The 25,635-nt window shown below is 42.9% G+C and carries 19 protein-coding genes; 10 read left to right on the top strand and 9 right to left on the bottom strand.

Going from position 1 to position 25,635, the window contains the following annotated elements:
- Positions 1-5: 5 nt before the first annotated feature.
- Together R8806_RS02785 and R8806_RS02780 are read right to left on the bottom strand one after the other, a co-directional pair.
- Positions 6-2,234: a heavy metal translocating P-type ATPase gene (locus tag R8806_RS02785; RefSeq protein WP_183312851.1), complete on the bottom strand. Its 2,229-nt coding sequence runs from the start codon at positions 2,232-2,234 to the stop codon at positions 6-8.
- 171 nt (positions 2,235-2,405) lie between these two features.
- Positions 2,406-4,076, bottom strand: a complete 1,671-nt coding sequence (locus R8806_RS02780; RefSeq protein WP_124317672.1) for a putative transporter — start codon at positions 4,074-4,076, stop codon at positions 2,406-2,408.
- Between the two features lie 110 nt (positions 4,077-4,186).
- Between R8806_RS02780 and R8806_RS02775 the strand changes: the two genes are divergently transcribed.
- Entirely contained in the window at positions 4,187-4,744 is a 558-nt protein-coding gene (locus R8806_RS02775) for an RNA polymerase sigma-70 factor (RefSeq protein WP_124317673.1), read from the top strand.
- A gap of 7 nt (positions 4,745-4,751) precedes the next feature.
- Here R8806_RS02775 and R8806_RS02770 read toward each other — a convergent pair whose 3' ends face one another.
- The 4 genes from R8806_RS02770 to R8806_RS02755 form a co-directional block, all read right to left on the bottom strand.
- The gene (locus R8806_RS02770; protein WP_124317674.1) at positions 4,752-5,807 is read right to left on the bottom strand and encodes a winged helix DNA-binding domain-containing protein; all 1,056 of its coding nucleotides are present in this window, start codon (positions 5,805-5,807) and stop codon (positions 4,752-4,754) included.
- Positions 5,808-5,923: 116 nt separating this feature from the next.
- Entirely contained in the window at positions 5,924-6,490 is a 567-nt protein-coding gene (locus R8806_RS02765; protein WP_124317676.1) for a sugar O-acetyltransferase, read from the bottom strand.
- Positions 6,490-7,314: a carboxymuconolactone decarboxylase family protein gene (locus R8806_RS02760; RefSeq protein ID WP_124317675.1), complete on the bottom strand. Its 825-nt coding sequence runs from the start codon at positions 7,312-7,314 to the stop codon at positions 6,490-6,492. Before R8806_RS02760 ends, R8806_RS02765 begins: the two co-directional genes overlap by 1 nt.
- Before the next feature lie 12 nt (positions 7,315-7,326).
- A complete protein-coding gene (locus R8806_RS02755) occupies positions 7,327-8,334 on the bottom strand; it encodes a flavin reductase (RefSeq protein ID WP_124317895.1) in 1,008 nt (335 codons plus the stop codon).
- Between the two features lie 508 nt (positions 8,335-8,842).
- On the opposite strand from R8806_RS02755, the gene R8806_RS02750 reads away from it, so the two are divergent.
- From R8806_RS02750 to R8806_RS02730, 5 genes are all read left to right on the top strand, one after another.
- Entirely contained in the window at positions 8,843-10,057 is a 1,215-nt protein-coding gene (locus tag R8806_RS02750) for a FecR family protein (RefSeq protein ID WP_124317894.1), read from the top strand.
- Between the two features lie 78 nt (positions 10,058-10,135).
- Complete coding sequence (locus tag R8806_RS02745) at positions 10,136-13,684, top strand: SusC/RagA family TonB-linked outer membrane protein (protein ID WP_229782886.1); 3,549 nt, start codon at positions 10,136-10,138, stop codon at positions 13,682-13,684.
- Between the two features lie 3 nt (positions 13,685-13,687).
- The gene (locus R8806_RS02740) at positions 13,688-15,226 is read left to right on the top strand and encodes a RagB/SusD family nutrient uptake outer membrane protein (protein ID WP_124317560.1); all 1,539 of its coding nucleotides are present in this window, start codon (positions 13,688-13,690) and stop codon (positions 15,224-15,226) included.
- Between the two features lie 29 nt (positions 15,227-15,255).
- Positions 15,256-15,888, top strand: a complete 633-nt coding sequence (locus R8806_RS02735; protein WP_124317561.1) for a fasciclin domain-containing protein — start codon at positions 15,256-15,258, stop codon at positions 15,886-15,888.
- 26 nt (positions 15,889-15,914) lie between these two features.
- Entirely contained in the window at positions 15,915-16,466 is a 552-nt protein-coding gene (locus R8806_RS02730; RefSeq protein ID WP_124317562.1) for a hypothetical protein, read from the top strand.
- Between the two features lie 58 nt (positions 16,467-16,524).
- Here the strand turns inward: R8806_RS02730 and R8806_RS02725 are convergent, their stop codons facing one another.
- From R8806_RS02725 to R8806_RS02715, 3 genes are all read right to left on the bottom strand, one after another.
- Complete coding sequence (locus tag R8806_RS02725) at positions 16,525-16,908, bottom strand: DUF3037 domain-containing protein (RefSeq protein ID WP_124317563.1); 384 nt, start codon at positions 16,906-16,908, stop codon at positions 16,525-16,527.
- Complete coding sequence (locus tag R8806_RS02720) at positions 16,886-17,668, bottom strand: HipA family kinase (protein WP_124317564.1); 783 nt, start codon at positions 17,666-17,668, stop codon at positions 16,886-16,888. Before R8806_RS02720 ends, R8806_RS02725 begins: the two co-directional genes overlap by 23 nt.
- A 492-nt stretch (positions 17,669-18,160) precedes the next feature.
- Positions 18,161-18,937, bottom strand: a complete 777-nt coding sequence (locus R8806_RS02715; RefSeq protein WP_124317565.1) for a DUF1573 domain-containing protein — start codon at positions 18,935-18,937, stop codon at positions 18,161-18,163.
- 142 nt (positions 18,938-19,079) lie between these two features.
- On the opposite strand from R8806_RS02715, the gene nadB reads away from it, so the two are divergent.
- The 4 genes from nadB to pheT all read left to right on the top strand — a co-directional run bounded on the left by nadB (position 19,080) and on the right by pheT (position 25,297).
- On the top strand, positions 19,080-20,648 hold the full coding sequence (nadB, locus tag R8806_RS02710; RefSeq protein ID WP_124317566.1) for an L-aspartate oxidase: 1,569 nt from the start codon (positions 19,080-19,082) through the stop codon (positions 20,646-20,648).
- Positions 20,649-20,859: 211 nt separating this feature from the next.
- Positions 20,860-21,696 carry a carboxylating nicotinate-nucleotide diphosphorylase gene (nadC, locus tag R8806_RS02705; protein ID WP_124316490.1) on the top strand — a complete coding sequence of 279 codons (837 nt, stop codon included), beginning with the start codon at positions 20,860-20,862 and terminating at the stop codon, positions 21,694-21,696.
- Positions 21,697-21,790: 94 nt separating this feature from the next.
- Positions 21,791-22,717 carry a quinolinate synthase NadA gene (nadA, locus tag R8806_RS02700; protein WP_124316489.1) on the top strand — a complete coding sequence of 309 codons (927 nt, stop codon included), beginning with the start codon at positions 21,791-21,793 and terminating at the stop codon, positions 22,715-22,717.
- Positions 22,718-22,846: 129 nt separating this feature from the next.
- Positions 22,847-25,297, top strand: a complete 2,451-nt coding sequence (pheT, locus tag R8806_RS02695; protein WP_151411460.1) for a phenylalanine--tRNA ligase subunit beta — start codon at positions 22,847-22,849, stop codon at positions 25,295-25,297.
- The last annotated feature ends 338 nt before the right edge of the window (positions 25,298-25,635 follow it).

Genomic DNA, 25,635 nt, shown 5'->3' with positions numbered 1-25,635 from the left:
AATAGCTACAATTTCTTCCATTTAATTCTCAAACTATTAGTCACCACGGACACCGAACTGAAAGCCATCGCGGCAGCCGCAATCATCGGGTTGAGTAAAAAACCGTTGATCCCGTACAACACCCCTGCCGCTAAAGGAATACCAATTATATTATAAATAAACGCCCAGAACAAATTTTGTCGAATCGCCCGCACCGTTTGATGCGAAAGTGCGATAGCACGGGGAATCACGTTCAGATCGGAAGTAATCAAAGTCACCTTTGCCACGTCCATGGCAATATCCGACCCTTTTCCCATGGCAATACTCACGTCAGCCTGTGCCAATGCCTGCGAATCGTTGATTCCGTCACCCACCATGGCCACCACTTTCCCCTCATGCTGCAAGGCCTCCACGAAATTAGCCTTTTCACCCGGCATCACCTCGGCCTTAAAATGACGAATGCCCACCTGATCTGCCACGGCACGAGCCGTCAAGGCATTATCCCCGGTCAGCATATAAACATCAATTCCTTTTTCATGCAGCGTCGCAATTGCCTGACGAGAACTCTCCTTGATCTTATCGGCAATGGCAACCAATGCCAGCACCCGTCCCTCTCCGGCAAAAAAGACAACCGTTTTACCGTCTCCTTCCCACCGGACAGCAAGTTTCTCGTTATCATCGTCTAAAACCACATGATTCACGTCCATCAAAGCCCGGTTCCCAACAAGATATACCTTATCCCCGACTTTTGCCGTCACCCCTTTGCCGGTCTGATTCTCGAAATCCGAAACCGATATTTCATTCACGACCTTCTCTTTAAACTTCTGCACCACGGCATCTGCCAGCGGATGTTCCGAACGCCGTTCGATCTCCAAGAGGATGGATTGATAACGCTCGTCTTCCGCCCCCGGAGTCCAGTGAATATCCGTCACAACAGGTTTTCCCTCCGTGATCGTCCCCGTTTTATCCAGCACGATCGCATTCACCCGGTACATCAGCTCCAAGCTCTCAGCATCCTTGATCAGTATATTATGTTCCGCCCCTTTACCGATCCCGACCATAATCGCTGTCGGCGTCGCCAATCCCAGCGCACACGGGCAGGCTATAACCAGCACCGTGATAGACGTCAGCAAAGCATGAGTGAAAGCAAGGTCCCCACCTATCAGCATCCACACGATAAACGTGATTACCGCAATCCCCATCACTACCGGAACAAAAATTCCGGCAATACGGTCCACCAGTTTCTGCACGGGAGCTTTACTTCCCTGTGCCTCCTGCACCATCCGGATAATATTGGCCAAAACGGTTTCTCCCCCCACCTTATCGGCACGGAAACGGAAACTTCCCTTCTCGTTTATTGTCCCGGCATACACGGGTTGTCCTTTCACCTTCTCCACGGGTATCGACTCCCCGGTAATCATACTCTCGTCGACAAAAGAAGCCCCTTCCGTCACTTCCCCATCCACCGGAATCTTTTCCCCCGGTTTCACGACCAGAACATCCCCTACCGCCACCTCACGGATAGGTACCTCCTCTTCGCTACCGTCGGCAAGAATTTTAGTCACCGTTTTGGGTTGTAACCCCATCAATTTCTTTATTGCAGTCGAAGTACTGAACTTGGCCTTTGCCTCCAGCAAACGCCCCAACAAAATCAGAGCAATAATCACCGCAGCAGCCTCGTAGTACACGTGAGCCTCCAATCCCCGACTCGTCCAGTATTCCGGCCAGATCGTGTTGAACAGACTGAACAAAAATGCCACTCCCGTACTGACGGCCACCAACGTGTCCATATTCGCACGCCCGTGTTTCAACTGCATATAGGCATGGACAAAAAAGTCTCGCCCGAAAAACGCCATCACCGGAATGGTAAAAGCCAGCATAATCCAATTACCATAGGGCATATGCATAAAAAACATACCAATCACGAACACGGGTATCGCCAAAACAATAGCCCCGATCGTCTTTCGTTTTAATGCGAGAAACTCTTCCCGCTGCAAACGATCCGCTTGATCCGTATCCTCCGTGTTTTCCACCACCAATTCGTAACCGGCAGCCTCCACCGCCTTTTGAAGTTCCACGGGTGTAATCACCTGCGGATTATAATCCACTAAAACAGTTGAACCGGCAAAATTTACCTTTGCCTCGTAAACTCCCTCTTGAGCGCCGAGTGTTGTTTCCACATTCAAAGCGCAGACAGCACAACTCATGCCCAAAACTTGGAAAGTCTCTTTCGTATGAATTTCTTTTCCTGACATTTCACATTGTTTGAATATATGTTTACGGAATATCGTAACGTTTAGTTACAATCTTACCACGAACAACCCTTAACTTGCATCAAATCTTATACCAGCGAACTGTTTTATTTTAACATTTTCACAAGAAATGATCACGCACATTGACGAATTACGAGTATTTGACCTCCTCACTTACAAAAATAGCATTAAAATTACCTGTGCCATAATAACCCTCACGAACATCGTCAGCGGGTAAACCGTTGCGTAAGCCACCGAAGGCGTGTCACTATCCACCGTGCTATTCACGTAATTCAACGCCATCGGGTTCGACATACTCCCGCACAACATCCCGGCCACCGAACCGAAATCAATCTTCATCCATTTAATGGACACGGCCGCAACAAGAATCACCGGAATCACCGTAATGGTAAATCCCAATCCAACCCACAACGCCCCTTCCGGACGGAACACGGTTTCGAAGAAATGAGTTCCCGCATCCAATCCCAGACAAGCCAGATACATGGAAAGCCCCAGCGCCCGTAACATCAGATTGGCACTGATTGTCGTGTAAGTCACCATGTGAATCCGAGGACCGAAAGCCCCCACGAGAATCCCCATTACAATTGGTCCCCCGGCCAATCCCAACTTTACCGGAAAACTGATGCCCGGAATCGTCAAAGGAATTGATCCCAGCAACAACCCCAATACCATCCCGATAAAAACGGCCACCAGATTCGGCTCGTCCAAATCCTTCACGGCATTCCCTACCACGTTCTCCACCTTCGCGATGGCCGATTCCTCCCCGACCACCGTCAACCGGTCACCCAACTGCAACGTCAAGTCCGGCGTGGGCAACAACACGATTCCCGCCCGGTAAATGCGGGTTATATTTATCCCGTATTGATTTCTCAACCGCAACGCTCCTAACCGCTTCCCGTTAATCTCCGGCCGGGTAATCACGATCCGGTGGGACACCAATTGACTATCAATAGCATCCCAGTCAATATCTTCCTTATTCCAATCCCTCGTATCCCGCTTCCCGATCAACATCGTCAGCGCCTCCACGTCCCCTTCCGTCGTGATCATCAGCAAACAATCCCCCTCCCTCACCACGGTATCGGATGCCGGAATAATCACCTTCTCATCCCGCCACAACCGGGAAACCACAAACTTTTTGGACGATTGCCGGGCAATCTCCTGAATGGTCTTACCGGACACACCGGGATTGCTCACGAGAAATCCCATAACCACCGTCTTCTTGTGGCTATCTTCATCGCTTTTTTTGAAAAATATACTGGATGCAAAAAGTTTACGTACAAAAATAACAGCCAGAATCACACCCACCACCCCTAACGGATAAGCCACGGCACACCCCAGTGCCAGATCCGACTGTTGAATAGCGGGATCATTCAATTGTTTCAACGTCTGTTGAGCCGCACCCAAGGCAGGCGTATTTGTCACCGCACCACTCAGAATTCCCACCATATCCGGCAACGACACACCCGTGAACCAATGAAATCCCAAGGTCATCACGATTCCCAACAAAACCACCAACATGGCCAGCATATTCAATTTCAATCCCCCCTTTCCCAAGGAAGAGAAAAAACCGGGTCCCACCTGTACCCCCAAGGCATACACGAAAATAATCAACCCGAAACTCTCCGCATAATTCAACATCTGCGGATCGATCGACAACCCGAAATGTCCTGCCATAATACCCACGAAAAACACGAAAGTTACTCCCAACGACACGCCCCACATGCTGATTTTTCCTAAAGCCAGCCCCACCGCAGACACCAGTGAAACCACGATTACTGCCTGAATCACTGAATGTTCTGTTAATAAACTACTCAACCATTCCATAATCTTATCTTTGAACGCCAAAATTAATTAAAAAAACAGGAATACGTATCGGTGGCTATTTTGTTTTTAATTTCACTTTTCCTAACTTTGCGAACAACCAAAGTTGGATTATGGAACGTGTGCAAGACAATAAACAGAGTAGCCTGATGTTTGAACAATTATTCAAGCAACACTATCGTACCTTGTGTTTTCATGCCATGAGCTTGGTAAACGACTTGGACACCTCTAAAGATATTGCACACGACGTGTTTCTCAGCTTGTGGTATCACCGGGCCACCATTGATTTCACCCGTCCGATTCTCCCCTACTTGTTTAGCCTCACCCGTAACCGGGCATTGAACTACTTGGAACATAAAAAAATCCAGAATAATCACGTGCGTCAACACCTTGCCGACGACCCGACTTACACGCTATCGGACGATTCCACCCGGGAAGAATTGTTGGAACGCATTCTAGCCCGCATCGAACTCCTCCCCGAACGTTGCTCGCAAGTGATGAAACTCAGTTTTATCGAATGTAAAAAGTATAAAGAAATTGCCGAAGAATTAAACATTTCGGTGAATACCGTGAAAACTCACATCACGACAGGCCTAAAAACCTTACGGGACGAATTTCCCGCTTCTCTCCTGTTGCTCCTATTCTCACATCCGCACCGACATTTCGACTGATCCGGCATCAGTCATTTCCCCCTTTATTAAACACTCTAAACCTTTCTTTTGCCTTATCCAACTCTCCCTCATCGACCTCAATACCCGGTATAAAGAAAGAAGATTCTACCCCGAATTGTTTCTGCTTGGCTGACTTATTCCAATTCCCGACAATCTTCCCGTTATGCAAAATCACCGGGTAGAAAATTCCAAAAGTATTAAAAGCCTTCCTATAATATTCCGGCGCCAATGCCATCGAACGATCTTTATAACTAATAAGATATTCATCATACGAGGGCAACAAATGTATAACCCGTTTCGCCCGTACATTCCTTGCACATGAATGATGGATTAACCAATCCGTCTCCCCGATTCTCTCCTTAATCAGCTCCGCATCAATCAATCCAACGGCCTGTTTTGCCTCCGTTATAGATAACCCCGACCACCAGATAAAATCCTGCAAGCTGGCAGGGGAATGACTTCTGAAATATTTGATTGCCAATTTCGCCAAAGCCTCTTCCTTGTGCAACTCCTTCATCGGGGGAACCCGCTCATCCAGCAAAGCATACGTCCTTTTATTTCCCTTATCCACGCCATTACAGATGATACTGTCAACTTCCGCCCTTCCCAGAAAATACCCGACCAGATCATCCCCCACGATAACACCCGCCCGGCTCAACTCCTCACCAATCTCCTGTCGGGTCAAGTACCGATTCCCCTCCAAAGCCCTCACGATCACATCAAGACTCTTGATATGCAACTCTTCCGATATTCCATGATTTTTCCAATACGAATCGTACGCCAACTTCACCCGTCTGACCGACAACTTCAACATCCATCGAATATCCTCCGCCACCACCAGATGCCAAGTCGGGCGTAACACGTGAGTCCGCAAGATCTCCCCTTTCTCCAAAGCCGCCTCCACCTTCCGGATGTCCGGTTTCTTCAACCGTAACCCCACGGCCCACTTCGCCATGCTATACTCCTGCCCCTGCAAAGCCCCCATCCATGCCACAAGCTCCTTGGGATCATTAAAAGCCGGATTCACCAATTGCTGACTTCTCAAACGAATATCTGTAATCATATATCTGTATTTTTAGTACATTCTCATTCATTTCTTTTTCAAATATATAAAGAACACACTAAAAAACAGCAGGGTTGGGTAAAATAAAGTAAATATATCTTTCAATTATAATATTATCACCCGTCTATCATTTTGATAAAACGTGCAGGAACACCACCTACAATCGTATTCGCCGCCACATCTTTCGTAACGACCGCACCCGCACCGATAACAGCATTGTCACCAATGGTTACTCCTTGAAGAATTGTAGCGTTGGAACCTACCCACACATTTTTACCCAACACAATAGGAGCCGGATAAGTCGTTTTACGATCTTCCGGGGCTAATCCGTGGTTGAGCGTGGCAAAAACAACATTATGCCCGATTTGGCATCCGTCGCCAATGGTCACCCCGCCATGATCTTGAAAATGACAACAGGCATTGATAAATACGTTCTCCCCAACAGTAATATTCTTGCCATAATCCGCATAAAACGGAGGAAATACTCGAAGAGACGACGGCACTTGATAACCAAACAATTCGGAAAGCAACCCACGTACTTCGTCCGGTGTACGATATGCCGTATTCAACAAGAACGTGATCCGTCTCGCCTCGTTACTCATGGCATCCATAAAACGATGTATTTCCCCTGTATTAAGCGCCTTACGCGTCTTTACATATTCATTAAATTCCTTCGTTGTCATCATTTAATTTGTTCGAGCTTGTTGTACTCTTCATCCGTAACCGGTTCGAGCCATTCGTTGGAGGTTTTCTCTCCGGGAACCTCGAAGGCCAAATGAGCAAACCAACTATCAGCGGCAGCCCCGTGCCAATGTTTCACGTTCGCGGGAATATGGATGACCGTACCGGGCAGAATCTCCACGGGAGCCTTACCCTCTTCTTGATACCAACCCCGTCCGGCAACACCGATAAGCATTTGCCCGCCACCTTTCGTTGCACGATGGATATGCCAGTTATTGCGACACCGCGGTTCAAACGTAACATTGGAAATCGCAACTTGCTCACGAGAAACCGGGGCGAGGTAGCTATTACCAATAAAATACTTCGCATATGCCGTATTCGGCTCGCCGATAGGAAAAATCATTTCACGTTGGAAAGCAGCCTTAGCATCATTGCCTGTCGAATCTTCTGCCCACACGTCCTTGGCCAAATTAAATGCAGCCCACGCCTTCGGCCAACCGGCATAAAATCCTATATGAGTGATAATCTCGGCAATTTCAGTACGGGTGATTCCGTTCTTCTTTGCCGTCTGAAGATGATAAGTAAGCGAACTATCCGTAATACCTTGACTAATGAGGGAGGTGATGGTTACTAAACTACGGTCACGCAGACCCAGTTTATCCGTGCGGCTCCAAACTTCACCAAAAAGTACATCATCATTGAGTTCCGCAAATTTAGGGGCAAACTCTCCGAGTTGATTACGCCCAGCCGTCTGTACGATCTTTTCTTGTGCCATAACATTGAATGTTAAAATACTGAATACTGAAAATAAGAGAAATTTATTCATAGTCGTTTTGATTTATTGAATGAAATTATTGATTTGATTCGCAGGATTAAGCGGCGTCTGATCGGTAAGTGTCAATCTCTTGACCATGTGCAACGTTCCCTGTTTGTACTTTTGAAAATGTTCCGATGCGATATGTAACTCGTAAGCCTTTTGATTGGCATAGATTTCGAGAATCGTTACCATACAGGGATTCTCCTTTTCGCTGACAGCATACATGGTCAACACCCCCGGTTCTGTGCGCAGGGAAACTTCGCCCACTTCCGTCGCGTATTTCATATACTCGTCAAGATACTCCGGATAAACCTCTATTTTCGACAGGCGCACAATACCATCGACCGCCATCGGTTGTTTCGCACACATACCGGGTTCCTCATCCAGATTCAGACACTTCCCGATCACCTCTCCTGTGGCAAGGTAAGAGTAAGTCGGAAACTCAAACAACACAGGCTTTAACCGGGCATAGTCGAGTTTACCGTTATGATCAAGCACATCAGGAGTCGCATAAGTATTAACCACGGTGCAAATGAAATTATCAAACCCCTCGGTTTCGTAAATATCCACCACATTACACTCCATTGTCAAAGGCGACACGTCAATCACAGGCGTACCATTCTCCCCGATATGATAAGCGAACACGCTCGATTTATTAACCGTCTCCCCGCTCACACTACCCACATAATCCGCTTTAGGCAGCATCTCCCGGCTAACGAGATTAATGGAGAGTTTTTTCGATTGCTTGATTCCCTGATTGGAATAATGTTGTTTACTCATACTGACGAGTACGCGATCATGACCGATAACACCCGTATGTCCGACAACAAGCCAATTCACCTTTCCTTCCACTTTCGTACCAACAACAGTCATCGGCTTCGGATAGAGAGCCAACAGTTTGCCGAGATTTTTCTTTTCCACTTCCATTATATTGGGCTGATCAGTATTCTCTTTCACTGTCGGGCTGCATGACAACATGGTAAGCAGCGCAAAACTCGATACTGTTTTCAAAAGGTTTCTCCCGTCCATAATTTGCTATCTTTTATTGTTAAACTTCTGATGGCAAATTTACAGCAATGGAACAAGCGGGTTTGTATATGAATTACGGATATTCATACCCAAATTCCCGATTTTATAATCGGACCCTATTTATATAAGTAATCATGAATGATGCCCTTAAAGTAAGTAAATCTACCCTTAATCATGCAAATCTCCAGTTCGTTGCTAGACTGTTACCAGACAGTTAGGCGCTCTCGCCGCATTGTCGCCGCCTTATCGCCCGATTATAGCCGCCATTTTAACAGATCATAAGTAAAGATAACATTTGCCTTCTTTCTATTTCAACCTCTAACAAACAATCTACAAAGTAGCAAAAAGATTCATACACCCATATACTACCCCAAAGTATCCCTAGAATTAGGTATATCTATCGGAAGTAACAACATTTGTAATTTTTCTTTGAAAATATTTCATTTTTCACTCACCCATTTTTCAACCTCACCTGTGTATATAGTGTAAAAGATCAAACCAGAGACAAATGAAAGAAAAACTGGATAAAATAGAATTCATACAGGAACACCTTCGAGAACCGGAACGGCTACTAGAAGAAGAATTCATGAATTGGTTGCAGGAAGAAGAGAATAAACACTTGCTCGAGGAAGTGACTACGAACCGGATGGCATTTTTGCAAAAAGAATACGGTCAACAAATAGAACCGGAACTGGAATGGCAAAAATTATGGCAACAAATGCAAAAGGATTTCCATACCTCCATACCGGAAAAGAAAAAAATCAACCGAAGGGTATGGTATTCCGTGGCAGCAGGAGTATGCGTACTGATGGCTTTAGCGGGAGGTTTGTTGTTACAACAAGGGAAAGAGAAAAAGTCAGTTTCCCCCATGGCACAAATTGAACACGTGGGAAAACGGAGTGCGCAACTAATCGTTTCCACGGGGGAAGTTCTTGACCTGTCCCAAGAAGAGATTTACCAAAAAGCCGTGGACGGGACGTTGATCACAAATGACACATTAAAACTACTCTCCTATCAAAGCAATGCAGGGGAAACATACACGACCGGAACCAATGCCCCGGAAAAGGTAAACAAAGAAACCGTGTATCACACATTACGTGTTCCGGCAGGTGCCGACTACCAAGTAACATTAGCAGACGGCACGAAAGTATGGTTGAATTGTGAATCGACGCTACGGTATCCCGTGGAATTCGGGGATGAAAAACGGGAAGTATATTTGGATGGAGAAGGATATTTTGAAGTAAACAAAGCCGCGGAGTGGCCCTTTATCGTCAACGCAGAACAAATGCAAGTAAAAGTCACCGGGACAAAATTCAACGTGAAATCTTACTCCACCGAACCCATCGTGCATACCACTCTCGTCGAAGGTTCTGTATGGGCTTACACCGATCAGACACAAGTGCAATTAACCCCATCCGAGCAATTCCGATACGATAAGGAGACCGGAAAGACATCTGTACAAAAGGTTGACACGGAACTCTACACGGGATGGATTGAAGGTATGTTCGTGTTCCGGAACCAACGTCTGGAAGACGTGATGAATGACCTCGCACGCTGGTACAACATGACCATATTCTATTCCACGGCAGAAACCAAGGAAATCCGAATCTCCACGAATCTGAACAGGTACAAGAATATTGACGATCTATTGGAAATTATTAATGAAAGTGGTAAAGTGGTTGTCGCCCGCAAGGACAATACCATAACCATCCACGCCCGATAATAAAGAAAGGATCGGGGCCTGCGCCAACATTTCCCGATCCTCTGTATTAATTAGTTATAATTAAAACATTTCAAATGTATGAAAAAAAGATGGAAGAGTGATTTTCCGTTAGAGAGAAAATTGCAAAAAATTTTTAGATGTATGAAATTAACCTTTCTACTACTCACGTGTTTTGTCGTTCAGACTTTTGCTAGCCTGAATGCACAGACTGTCACGATCAAAAAACAAAACGCATCACTGGAAGAAGTGATTTGGGAGTTAAAACAGCAGACCCAGTTCACGTTCATGTACAACAACGAAGACATCGCCCGGATAAAGGGGATCGATTTGAATGAAAAAGAAGTGGACGTGGAGAAAATTCTACAAAAGTGCCTGAAAAACACGAATTTGGAGTATGTCGTGTTAAACAATGCCATTGTCATAAAACTTAAAATGGACACGTTGGACGAGAAAAAGTCCGTCACGTTAAAAGGTTGGGTTTATGACAAGAAGAAAGAACCCATTCCGGGCGTGACAGTCAAACTGACCAATATTAACCTCGGAACAGCCACCAACAACAAGGGATGGTTTTCACTTTCACTCCCGTTAACCAAAGGGACATTGGAATTTTCTTTCGTGGGCTTTAAAACCCAAAAAGTAAATTTCACGGAAAAAACAGATACCCTCCGGATATATCTCGAAGAAGATGTACAAGCCTTAGACGAAGCTGTTGTTGTTGCTTATGGAACGACCACCAAAAGAAAAGCTACAGGTTCCGTATCAGTAATTAAAGCCGATGAATTAAAAGGAATTCCTTCATCAAACATAGCCAATTTGTTACAAGGGAGGGTAGCAGGAATGGACATTACAAACATATCGGGAGCACCAGGCGGAGGAGATATTGCAATCACTATACGTGGTTATAATTCTTTAGATGTTGAACAAGGAAGACGATTCTCTAATCCTCTTTGGGTTGTTGATGGAGTTCCTCTAAATTCATTTACATCGCCTATTACTGGCAACAATTTATTAGCTGACTTGAATCCGGACATGATTGAATCCATACAAATTTTGAAAGATGCTTCTTCTGCTGCAATATACGGATCTAGAGCCGCAAATGGAGTTATTATTGTTACCACTAAAAAAGGAAGGAAAGATCAAGATGCAACGTTTTCTGTAAATGTTTCACAAACTTGGAGTGTACTACCAAAACTTTCCACAATTACAACCGGACGAGCTGAAAGACTTTTAAGATTAGCTGTTACTAAACAAACTTATTCTGCCTATCTGGATCCGGAAACAAACCGATATAAATATCCGACCTCATTAAAAGAATGCTATGATCATAAAGATGAATTTGCCAGTATTGATGGAAATTGGATTCCTGATCCCCAAGGTAACGTAGATAACGGAACCATGTTTCAAGATAGTCTTAATCCTTTTTATAATAACTCAACCAATTTCTTCCCAATCTATTATGAAAAAGGGAAAATAACAAATGCCAACATTCAAGTTTATGGTGGTTCCGAAAAAATAAGTTATGGTATCGGTTTAGGATACTACAACGAAAATGGAGTATTGAAAGGAACAGGTTATAGTCGGGTAGATTTAAATTCTAATCTAAACATAGTTCCTATAAAACGTTTAAATGTTGATCTACGTTTAAATGCTTCTATTGGTAATAAAAAAAGAGGTACTGCAGATGGATATTTTAGTACTACACCTAGTATCGAAACTGTCCCTGGTGAGCCATTGAAATTATCATCCTTATTACCAGGAAAAAATTCCATTGTTTGGAATGATGTATTAACAAGCTACAAAGGAACCAAAGAGAAAAACAGATCCGTTCGTTTAAGAACTAATTTCAAAATAGGATATGATGTAGTTGAAAATTTAAACTTATCAACCTCTCTTGCTGCCGATTATTCTATTAACAGAAGAAATTATTTTCAACCTTCCAATCTAAGTGAAAGTGGGTACTCCATGAGTATGGGAGAAACCGGTATCAACTTAATGGTATTAAACGAAAATTTATTGACATACAACAAAACGATCAATGAAAACCACAATCTCAATTTTATCGCTGGTTTTTCCTATCAATACGATCAAGTAGAATACAATGGCGGAAGTGCACAAAATTCCCCTAGTGATAAAATTTACTATGCTCCTGATGGTATGCCAGAAATCGGACAACAAATATATGATTATGGAGATGGAAACTCATACACAGAAACCGTCGCTTTTCAACATTATCGTTCTGACATGCAAGAAAAAAAATTATTTTCTTATTTTGCTCGCCTAGAATACAATTTCCAAAAGAAATATTTACTTTCTGCAAGTTTACGCCGAGATGGTAGTTCTGTTTTTGGGACAAACAATCGCTGGGGAACATTCCCATCTGTAGCTGTGGGATGGACGTTCTCTGAAGAAAATTTTATAAAACAATTTTCAAGTTGGTTCAATTTCGGAAAAATTCGAGCAAGTTGGGGACGTTCGGGTATGATTTTTGATCAAAATTACCTTGCCTTAGGAATCATGAGAGTAAGTGAACCTCATAAAGGAGAAGCAACAATCAGTCCTAATTACACCGATGGATTATTAAACCCGAATTTATCCTGGGAAGAAACAGATCAATATGATTTCGGTCTTGACTTGGATTTTTTTCATTATCGTTTGGGTATCACATTCGATTACTATTACCGTTACACGGACAAAATGTTATCCCTAGTCCTTCTTCCTGGTCTATTTAACGGATACGATAAACAATGGAGAAATGCTGCGGCAGTTTCCAATGAAGGTCTTGAATTATTAATAAAATACGAAATATTACAAAAAGATAATCTATATTGGAAATTATCAATAAATGGGGCTAAAAACTGGAACCGATTTGATAAATCATACGATGGTAAAGATCAAACTAATTACAGGCGAATTATTGGTAAGCCTTTAAATCAAATTTATGCCTATAAAACAGATGGTTACGTAAATCAACAAGACGAATTACCCATAATCTACAATAACGTGGGGGTTAGTCATTATCTTGCAGGATGGAATCCCTTAACCTATTTTAAACCTGGAGACTACAAATTCATCGATGTTAATGGGGATGGGAAAGCACCAGATATGGTAGCTTGTGGTAGCGCATTACCAGAATTTAGCGGAGGTATTGTCAGTGAATTTCAATGGAGAAATTTTGATATAAATCTATCTTTTGCATTTCAATTAGGACGTCACATGACATACAGTTATGATGTCACAACCATAAATCCAGAAATGGACACTCCTCCCGTTCTTGTCGATTTAAGGAAAGTAAATTTTTGGGAAAAAACTGGAGACAATAATGCCATGTATCCCAAGTTACAAAAAGATCTAAATAATGTATTATTCTCTCCTCAAGTAGATCAACGTGTGGAAAAAGTAAATTGGTTAAAGTGGAAAACTCTCTCTATTGGTTACAATTTACCCAAGAAATGGATTCATCATTTAGGTATACAACAATTACGTTTTTTCATCAGTGGAGAGAATTTAATGTGTTGGGATAATTATTCCGGTTTAGATCCAGAAACAGTTGATCTTAGATGGGGAGAAGACCGAGATTATTATCCTTTAGCCCGCAAATTCACGTTAGGTTTAACCGTAAAATTCTAAAAGATGAAAACATATAAATTGATTCTTATATTAGTTCTTCAGGCATGGTTTTCCAGTTGCGAAGATTTACTAAAAGTAACTCCTGAAAATTCTGTTACTTTCGAGAACGCATTCCAATCAGAGAAAGACATTGTTTCAGCTCTTAATGCAACAGAAAAAATAATACGTCAGAATAAAGCTTTTTCTTATTGGCCATGTCAAAATGGTGAATATTCAGACTATTATCCTAGTGTAGGTTTTGCAACATTAAATCCATCCTTTATTCCCGATATGCAATGGATATTTTATTATCAAGTTATAGCTTCTGCTAATGTCTCTCTCCCTTATATTGATCATATCGATATGCCTCAAGAAAAAAAAGACTTCTATAAAGGACAGATTTACTTTTTTAAGGCATTTACTTATTTACAAATTATACGAATATGGGGAGATTGCATTCTTTTAAAAGATGATGTTATCTTTACAGCTGTTGCCAAATCGCACTGGACAGAAGTAGCCGATTATGCAATTGATCTTGCTAAGAAAGCGATCTCACTATTGCCCGATTTCGATCAAATGACAGATTACAACGGTAATGCCATAAAATATAAATCAACACCAAGCAAAGGTGCCGCAAATGCCGTATTAGCTCATTTATGTGCTTGGAAAGCTGGTTGTAAATACATGGCCCAACCGGATCAACAAAACTATGATGAGGTTGATTTATGGAAAACAGCAGAACAGGCTTGTACTGATATTATCAAACGAACAGATTTATATGATTTAGAAAATTCTGCCGAAGAAATCTGTACAAAAGCCTTAGTTGGGAACAGCAAGGAAATCATTTATGAAAGTATGGTTCGTGGATTCGAAAATGAACTTACATCTCGAGATCAAGCCTTTTGCTGGGGATATTATTACCAAGGTTGGCCAGTCAAAGCAGAAGAAAACCCCGGTGAAATAAAAAACAAATCTTTTCGAATTTATGCCAAAACCGTTCGAGAAATGTTTCCAGGAACAGACGAACGAAAAAATGCTTTCTTTTACAAATTAGATTCCATGCAATACAAAGTGAGCGAAGAAATAACAGGAGGATATGCCTATCCTTATAAATGGCGAATAGCCCGAGTAGGAACAGAAGGATGGCAAGCCGGACAATTTATTGATTTTGACCAAAACATGATACATTTTCGATTAGCCGATATTATTTTATTACGAGCAGAATGTCGCACCCGATTAGGAGGAAATTATACAGCAGGAGCAATTGAAGATTTAAATAAAGTTAGGGATCGATCAAAAGCAACTTTATATGATGCCTCTGAATATGGTGGTGATTTACGCTATACGATTTTTAAGGAACGAGAAAAGGAGTTACTTATGGAAGGTGCACGCTATTGGGATATTATTCGTAATGGTTATGCTCGAATTGAATTACAAGGAGGGTGGTTAACCGCCACAGATCAAGATTTCATTGATGGAGCTTTCTTCATGGCCGTATCACAAGATGATTTTAGAGGCAATCCATTAATGCGACAAAATAGCTATTGGCTAAAAAGGCAATAAAAGTATAACATTAAAATCCAAAATTTAAAATGAAAACATTTCTATACATATTTATATCCAGCTGTGTTTTATTCACATTCACAAGTTGCGATACAAAACAAGAATGGTGGAATTCTGGCATTTCTTCACCTTACCATGATTGTTCAATAATGGAATTCTTAAGAAGAGATTCTTACAATTGGGAATTAACCGTGGAATTAATCGAACGAGCTCAATTGACAAATTTATTTGAAGGGCAAGTAGATTCTCTTAAAGAAATAACATTTCTTGCTCCACCAAGTTATTCTATACTACGCCATCTTTATGACAACAATCTTGAAAAAGTTTCAGAATTATCTCAAGATGAATGCTGTCAACTTGTTCTAAAACACGTAATTAAAGGTAAACATCTAAAAGAAGAAATCATTTTTCGAAATCCAGACTACCTAATCTTGGATACAAGACAAGACGGATTCTCCGAGTTTACTTGTGTAGGAGGTAATAAGATACGAGTATGGAAAGATAAATCCGCATGGGCAGGAGTTCCAGATGTAGGGCCCGAAACCATGTATATATATTCTTTTAATGCTCAACAGAACGTACCATTAGCAACCCCGAATATTCAACCTCTAAATGGAGTAGTCCATGCATTAAATTACAACTATGTACTAGGAAAAATCTAAGCATGTCGTATTTAAAATTTAATATAATGAAAAACAAATTTATATTCGTGATATTTTTGATATTAGGATTAAACGCTGGGTGTCATGAAGTAACCGTGGGATATTTATGGTTGGAAGATCCCGGTTATAATCCAGACACACTACTCGTGAAACAAGAAAGTTCGTTAAATATTTCCGCTCCCTCTTGGGGAATATGGCCTAATCCCACGTGGGATAATATGATAGAATCTGGCTATACTCCAGAACAATTGGAAGAATGGGGAATACAACCTACATTCGAAGGTATGGGGGGCGAAGGAGAAGACTATTATCGTAACAAATGGGATCAACCCTATGTAAGTACTGCTATAGAAGGAATTGAGGGTACAGACCAAATCTATGTTTCAGTAAAACAAATCACGACAGATACGGGAGATGCCCAAAAATTGAAAGATTGTTTAATGGTTTGGGGAGATGGCAGGATTCAAGTTCCTTTACATCATAACGTACCTGCAGGACATTATTTAATTTCATTAAACTTCAAAAACGAGGGATATTCTAAAGACGTGAACGATTGTTTTACTATTATCGTGAAATAATCCTTCAAGTGTGTGTGTCAAGAATAGGTGGAAATTCTCCACCTATTCTCTTTTATATCTACATCACAAACTCGTCAAATAACTTATCAAAAGTAACATCCGGATCAGTCAGAAAGCCGGGATGCGGACGAGAGGTTTGAATTATCGTGCTACGAACGGCCGTCAGCCAACGGAAACGCTCCGGAATATCCAATCCGGCAATCGGTCCGCCATCACGGGAACCGGAACAAATTCGATCGAAAATTTGCAGGTTCACCCGAATCTCCTCTATATCGATTTCCGGAAATAGCATCCTTAATTTTTCCTCGTGAAGCACGTACTTCGCCCGCAGAAATTTTTTCCGCTTGGAGAACAAAATGATCCCCACGTTAATAAATTCTTCCCGTTCCACCCGCGGGACAACCCGGATAACGGCATATTCATACAAGTATCTCTCTGGCATGTTGTGCTTCTTTTATAAATATTTCCGAATGTGCAACCCGTTCCGTTAAAAAACGAACATACGTCTCCCGTATTTCTTGATTTGTAATACCCAGATCATCCCAATTTAGCCAATCCTCCGGTATCAACGCCACGACTTCCCTTATCCTTTCCGGGGTCAATCGGGTTTTCAATCCGGCATCGACTTCTGCCAATTGACTTGCCCGAGGTAATAAAACATGATTCTTTACTTCTGCAAAAGGACTCAAAGCGTGTTTCTGCCAATTCGTCCAAGAATAATGAAAATAGAGTGACGAACCGTGATCTATCAACCATAGTTCCTTGTGCCACATCAACAGGTTCGTGTTACGAACCGTGCGATCAATATTCGTCAGTAAAGCATCCAACCAAACGATTTTCGAGGCCAGTTCCGCATCAATCACGTTTACCGTGGGATCAAATGCAAGAGCCCCGGATAAAAAGTGCAACCCGAGATTTAATCCCCGGCTCGCTTTCAACAAATCCTGTATTTCCTCATCTCCCTCCGCCTGACCGAAAGCCTCATCCAGTTGTAGAAAAACCAACTCCGGTACTCGTAATCCCAAGACACGAGCAATCTCCCCTCCGATCAGTTCGGCTATCAGAGCCTTCGTGCCATGCCCGGCACCCCGGAATTTCACCACGTACTTGAATCCATCCTCCGCCTCCGCCAATGCCGGTAATGAACCGCCCTCTCGTAATGGCATGATGTATCTCGTCACATTTTCTGTTCGTAATTCCATTTCTATCTCCTTTTTACTCGAACAAAGATAATCATAAAATCACAACACGCTATCTACATCTCATGGGAATACACCCGGGGAAATCCAATTCGTTCGACGAATGGAAGAATTACGTCCCCATTCATGCGACACGTCCAACCGTTAATAAGCCCTGTTTATTCCCCATTAAGTGATATATACTAAATTTTCAACGAATATTATTCATACTTATATTATACCAACTCCCATTCAACTCCTATTCATTTCCTATTTAACTCCTATAAAAATAAGAAATGAATTATAATTTTATAATAATTATAAAATCAATATTACGTCATTACTATATCATATAATCAATTTATAATACACATACAAGTATTAAATCCCTACATCTACCCGGTGAATACCCACGAATTACAGGTCATAGACAAAAATATCGTCCACGATCTCACTTGAAAAAAAGAAACGATGTTGATTCAGTGAGACACAATTGTCAATCAGGTGATAAAACCCTCATTTCACTTCCCCTTTCACAATCAACTGGATCCTTGGTTGACGGGGATCATTACAAAAGAGAGTGATAACTTTACGCTGTTTACCGTTTCGCCCGGCAGAGTGGAAGATGACATTCAAGTCCATTTCTTTGCCGGGAAGAAGGACACGCTGACTGGGGAGTACCGCGGTACAACCACAAGTGGTTTCTATTTTACGGATGATCAAGTTACGTTCCCCAACATTTTGAATTTTAAAAATCATCTTGGCCTCCTCTCCTTCCCGAAGAGTTCCAAAATCACGTTCCGTCGAGTCCACCATGAAATGAGGGGCTTGTGCTTTTTCTTCCTCGCTCCAATGTGCAAAATCCTCCCGTACAGGCACATCAATCATAAACCCGTAATCATAATTCACCTCCCCGTTTATCATGAAACGCATCACGTTATAATAATTACCTAACATGGACTCATTCTTTAAACGTAACGTCACGATTAACGTGTCACAAGTTCCGGGTTCCACGGTATATCCTCCCAAACTCCAATCCTGTTCGGAGTGTCCGATCTTCCGACAGGTGATCTCCGGGAAATGATTAAAACCTTCCAAACGAATCCCCGTTTTCGTGGGATTGTACACCAATACCGTGTCGGAACGCTCCTTACCAATATATACCTCACTCCACCCTGCCTTTTCCTTACTGAAAAACAATTCTCCTGCCGGATAAATACACTTTTTAGAAGGCTTGTCTGCAGAACAAGCTCCCAGTAAAAGAGTGATAATGAACCATCCAAATGCTCTCATCTCTATTCAACTTTAGAAACTCAAAATTACTACTTTTATACTGGAAAATGGAAAATGCCCCATAGAAAATGAAAAAACGAAGGAAAGAGGCGGGATATAGATAAAAAAATCCTAATTTCGTGCCAATTTACATGACACAAAAATGCGTAATTACGATTATATCATTGTCGGGAGTGGTTTAGCGGGTCTTTACACGGCCTATCGTGCGTCTGCCTATGGGAAAGTTGCACTATTAACTAAATCAAACATCAGGGAAAGTAATTCTTATTTTGCCCAGGGAGGTATTGCAGCAGTCACCGGAGAAGATGACGCCCCGTTATTTCACTTTCAAGACACGATCACGGCAGGAAGAGGTCTATGTGACTACCCTGCGGTGAACGTACTGGTAAATGAAGGGCCTGCCCGCATACAGGAATTAATCAATGACGGCATGCACTTCGACACGGAAAACGGGGAGCTAGCCCTAGGGCTGGAAGGAGGCCATCATCAAAAACGAATTCTTCATGCCGGAGGTGATGCCACCGGAAGAATGATCACGAATTTCGTGATTGATAAAGTGGAGCATTGTCCTACCGTGGAAATATTCGATAATCATGCCGTCATCGCCCTATTACAGGATGAACACGGATGTTACGGTGTCAGATGCTGGGATTTTAACGAGAACCGGGAAGAGATCTTCACGGGACACAACGTGTTCTTGACTTCCGGAGGAACCTCGGCCATCTATAAACGAACCACCAATCCTCACACAACCATCGGAGACGGTTTGGCTTTAACCTATAATGCCGGATGCGAAATCGTGGACATGGAATTCATTCAATTCCATCCTTCCGCTATCTACACGCCTACCGGGGAGGCATATCTGGTGAGCGAAGCCGTACGCGGTGAAGGCGCACACCTACTGAACCAGCAAGGCGAACGCTTTATGGTGGGAAAACATGAACTGGCTGAACTTGCCCCGCGGGACATCGTGGCCCAGTCCATATTCCAACAAATGAAAGAACACCACGAGGACTACGTTTACTTATCATTAAAACACCTTGATCCGGAAAAGATCAGAAAACGTTTCCCCAACATCTTCGAGAAATGTGCGGAATTAGGTATCGACATGACAGACCGTATTCCGGTTGCTCCTGCAGCACATTACACCGTGGGCGGGGTGAAAACGGATCTCACGGGACGTACCAATATCCCACACTTGTACGTGTGCGGAGAACTCGCCTCATCCGGTATCATGGGAGCCAACAGACTGGCGTCTAACTCACTGATCGAATGTTTGGTGTTCGGGAAACGTGCCGTGGAAGATTCCGTGCGTAACCGCCGGGAAGACCCGATTCCGGAAACCATGCCTTTATTCTCCCTAGATCGAGAGAAACTAGATGCCTACCTGTCTTTAAAAAACAAGGTAGCCGACATCATGACTCAAGAGGCCGGCATTATTCGCACGGAAAACGGATTGCAGGAAGGATTGGAAACCTTGCTCCGCTTGGAACAAACCGAAATATTCGAAGAGAACGAATACTATTCGCTGGTAAGTAAAAACTTACTTACCGTTGCCGAATTAATCATCCGTTCCGCCCTCTTCCGTAAAGAAAGCCGCGGCGGTCATTTCCGTTCCGACTACCCCACCCCGAATGATGACTATGTTTGCCATATCATTCAACAGAAGGGCAAAGAGATCAAAACAACACCGGTAATCCAGAACAATTGAAAATGGAAAATGGAGAATTGAAAATGAGAACTCCTCCGCCCTTCGGGTATCTCCTCTATAAACAGAGGAGGAGTTTAGTTACTCTTCAATCTCAAGATGGTATTTTTAACTCTCCCTCTGTTTATAGAGGGAGTACGGCGTAGCCGGGAGGGAGTTTAATCTAAAATCATAAATCAAGAAATTAGTTGAATTTAAAATCTAAAATTAATATATGTACGATTCGCTCATAGACAGACTCATCGACCTCGCGATTGAAGAAGATATCGCAACGGGAGATATTACGACCAACGCCATTATCCCGGTACACGCTAAAGCGGTTGCCGAAATGAAAGCAAAAGCCGACGGTGTTATTTCCGGACTGGAAATCGCGAAACAAGTATTTGAAAGATTTGAAAAAGATATAGTATGGGAACCTCTCGTTACTGACGGGACTGCCGTAAAGAAAGGGGATATCATCCTGCGCATCGAAGCCAGCTACCGCACGTTACTTTGTGGGGAGCGTCTATCATTGAATATCCTGCAACGGATGTCCGGTATTGCAACAGCTACTTCTCACTACATGAAAGAGCTGGCAGGAACACATACCCAACTACTGGACACCCGGAAAACAGCTCCCGGCTTGCGGGTACTGGACAAAATGGCCGTACACCACGGAGGAGGTTCCAATCACCGGATGGGACTTTACGACATGATCATGCTGAAAGACAACCATATCAAGATTGCCGGAGGTATTCCGAATGCCGTGAAAGCCGTGAAACAGAATCTTCCGTTAAGTATCAAGGTGGAAGTGGAAACCACAACATTAGAAGAGGTACAACAAGCCATTGACGCGGGTGCAGACATTATCATGCTCGACAACATGAGTAACGAAACTATGGCCGAAGCTGTGAAACTTATCGCAGGCAGGGCAAAGACAGAGGCATCCGGAAACATGAGTATCCCCCGTCTCCAAGGTGTTGCCGCTACCGGGGTTGATTACATCAGTGTCGGTGCCCTCACCCACTCGGTTACAGCTTTGGATATTAGCATGAACATCATAAAAATGTAGAAGGTAAAATTTAAAATGTAGGAAGGTACACCCTAAATTTTACATTTTAAATTCTAAATTAATATTTATCTTTGAAGTCTCAAAAAACAAGGTTATGACGCAGACAGAGATTATCGACAGGATAAAACAACTTAAGAAAGAGAAAAACGCCATCATTTTGGCGCACTACTATACTCGTCCTGAAGTACAAGACATTGCAGACTATTTGGGTGACTCCCTAGGACTTTCTCAGATGGCCGGAACCACCGAGGCCGATATTATCGTCTTTTGCGGTGTGCATTTCATGGCAGAAACAGCATCCATCATCTCCCCCAATAAGAAAGTGCTGATCCCCGCGGAAGGAGCCGGTTGCTCTTTAGCCGAGGGAGTAGCCGGGTATGACTTGAGAGAATGGAAAAAAGCAAACCCGGATGGTCTCATTGTCAGCTACGTGAACACCACGGCTGAAGTAAAGGCTTACACGGACTATTGCTGCACGTCTTCCAATGCCTTGAAAATAGTGCAAAGCCTGCCGAAAGACAAAAAGATACTTTTCGTTCCCGACAAGAATTTGGGTGCTTATATACAAAAAGTCACCGGAAGGGAAATGGAAATTTGGAATGGAGACTGTTGCGTACATGACAAAATTGACACCCAGATGGTACTGGATAAATTGGAAGAATATCCCGATGCTGACGTGTTGATTCATCCCGAATCCAGTTGTTCGCACGACGACCGGATATTAAATCATCCCCGTGCCTTCATGTATTCCACGGCAGGAATCATCAAACATGCCAAGGAATCCCCGAAACAACGATTTATCATTGCCACGGAATTAGAAACCATCCATAAACTCCAAGCAGACAACCCGACCAAAGAATTCATCCCGATTCACCCGAAAACGATATGCGGACAGATGAAGAAGGTTACTTTGGAAAAAGTACTCGAAGCCCTTGAAAAAGAACAATACGAAGTACGGCTCCCGGAAGACTTGAGAGAAAAGGCTTGGTTACCCATTCAACGTATGTTAGACCTTAGTTAAAAGGATTCAGTGATTGACGATTTAAAGACTAGGTGATTAACCTATGGGGAAAAATCACAGAATCAAGAATCAATAAATCACTCAATAAATAGAATCTAAAATTTAAAATCTAAAATTTAAAATCAAAATATGAATGTATCACTGAACTGGTTGAAAGACTATCTAAAGATCGACCAAAGCACTGAAGAGATTTGCAAAATTCTGACAAGTATCGGACTGGAAGTTGGCGGGTACGAAGAATTTGAGGCAATAAAAGGGGGATTAAAAGGATTGGTCATCGGTCATGTGTTGACTTGCGAGGCACATCCCGATTCGGACCATTTACACGTGACAACAGTTGATTTGGGAATGGGTGAACCGGAACAAATCGTCTGCGGGGCTCCTAACGTGGCTACCGGCCAGAAAGTAGTCGTTGCCACTGTAGGAACAACCCTTTACAAAGGTGATGAAGAGTTCGTGATCAAGAAATCAAAAATACGGGGTGTAGCCTCTAATGGTATGATCTGCGCCGAAGACGAAATCGGTGTCGGAACCGATCATGCCGGAATCATGGTATTACCCGAAAATACCCCGGTTGGAATACCGGCCGCAGACTATTTCAACGTTTACCGGGACACGGTTATCGAAGTCGATATTACCCCGAACCGGATTGACGGAGCCTCACACCTTGGTGTAGCTCGTGATTTAGCCGCTTATTTACAACAGACACAAGATATTCACTATACTCTTCCCTCCGTGGAAACTTTCCATCCGGACAGTACGGATGCTAAAATCACCGTACGAGTAGAACGTCCCGAGGCTTGCCGTCGGTACGCCGGAATATGTATCGAAGGAGTAACCGTTAAAGCGTCTCCTGAATGGTTACAAAACCGGATGAAAGCTATCGGATTACACCCGATCAACAACATCGTGGACGTGACCAACTACATTCTTTTCGGTCTGGGACAACCTTTACACTCTTTCGATAAAGACAAAATAAAAGGAAACGAAGTCATCGTGAAAAGCGTTGCCAAAGGAACTAAATTCACAACTTTAGACGGCGTGGAAAGAGAATTGCATGAGGACGACTTGATGATCTGTAATACCGAGTCCCCCATGTGTATCGCTGGAGTATTCGGTGGACAGGAAAGCGGTATTTCGGACACGACAACAAACGTGTTCTTAGAAAGTGCTTGCTTTGACCCGGTATTCGTTCGCAAAACAGCTCGCCGTCATGGTTTGAACACGGATGCCTCTTTCCGTTATGAACGGGGAACAGACCCGAACATCGTGATCTACGCACTAAAATTAGCCGCCATGATGATTAAAGAAGTTGCCGGAGGTAAGATTACTTGCGCTCCTATCGACATCTACCCGGAACCCGTGAAGGATTTCGAAGTGTTCATAAAATATGCTCACGTAGATCGATTGATTGGTAAAAAAATTGACCATGAGGTAATCAAAAACATCCTCCGTTCTCTTGAAATGAAAATTGCGGAAGAGTGCGAAGAGGGGCTTTTATTGAATGTCCCCCCCTACCGTGTTGACGTGCAAAGAGAAGCTGACGTGATCGAGGATATTCTTCGCATCTACGGTTTCAACAACGTGGAAGTACCTGCCAGCGTAAGATCCACGCTAAGCTATTCCGAAAAGCCGGATGACTTCCAGTTGAAAAACATCATCTCAGACCTATTAGCAGCAAACGGGTTCTGTGAAGTAATGAACAATTCATTGACGAAAGCCAGTTATTACGAAGACTTCAAGTGTTTCGATCCCACGCAGACGGTAATGTTATTCAACCCGCTTAGCGCAGACTTGGGAGCTATGCGTCAATCCCTGCTCTTTGGCGGACTGGAAAACATTGCTTACAACATCAACCGGAAGAACAATAACCTGAAATTATTCGAGTTCGGTAAGGGTTACACCTTCAACAAAAAAGAAGGTATTGACAACCCGCAAAAACAATACAAGGAAGACAACTTGCTTTCTCTTTTCATCACGGGGAATAAAAACATGACCACATGGAATGTCAAAGAGACGAAAACTGACTTCTTCTATTTGAAAGCGTATTGTGAAATGATATTAACCCGTCTAGGACTTCACCCCGATAACCTGAAAATTGATGCCACTGACAAGGACATCTTCCGAGAAGGATTGACGTACAAAGCCGGGGATAAACATATCGTATCCATGGGTATCTTGAGTAAAGCCCCTCTGAAAAAAGCAGATGTTAATCAAGAAGTCTACTACGCTGAATTCTCGTGGGAAAACATTCTGAAAGCCATCAAAAACCTCAAGGTAACCTACACCCCGCTACCGAAATTTCCTTCTGTAAAACGGGATTTAGCCTTGTTGCTTGACAAGAAAGTCACTTTCAGGGAAATCAAAGAAACGGCGTTCCGTACAGAAAAATCATTACTGAAATCCGTCACGTTATTCGACGTGTACGAGGGAGAAAAACTCGGTGCAGACAAGAAGTCCTACGCCGTCAGTTTCACCCTTCTCGACGAAGAGAAGACCCTCACGGACAAACAGATCGACAAAATCATGAACAAGTTAATGGGTACCTACAAACACCTGTTCAACGCTGAAATCAGATAGTTACAAGTTTACAGGCTACAAGTTATCATTCCACTTGTAGCCTGCCTTTCAATTTTCCATTTTCAATTCTCAATTTTCAATTGTATGAAGTCCCTTCTCCCCTCCTTTATCCTTATTCTTCTATACTTCATTGCCGAAGAATTTTTTGGTCCGAAAATCGGTTTGATAGCCGTGATCGTATTAGGAGCCGGAGAGTTTTTCTATTCATGGATCAGGGAGAAACGTATCAACAAGATGACACTCTTCAACACCCTGTTCTTCATTGCCCTTGCGGCAATCAGCGTGTTGCTCGAAGGAATTTCTTTTGAAAGGATACAACAAACCATTGTAGAGGCAGC

This window comes from Butyricimonas faecihominis (genome assembly GCF_033096445.1).
In the GTDB taxonomy this organism is placed as follows: Bacteria; Bacteroidota; Bacteroidia; order Bacteroidales; family Marinifilaceae; genus Butyricimonas; species Butyricimonas faecihominis.
Note: the sequence above shows the minus strand (reverse complement) of the source record. Positions and strands in the feature narration are given on the sequence as shown.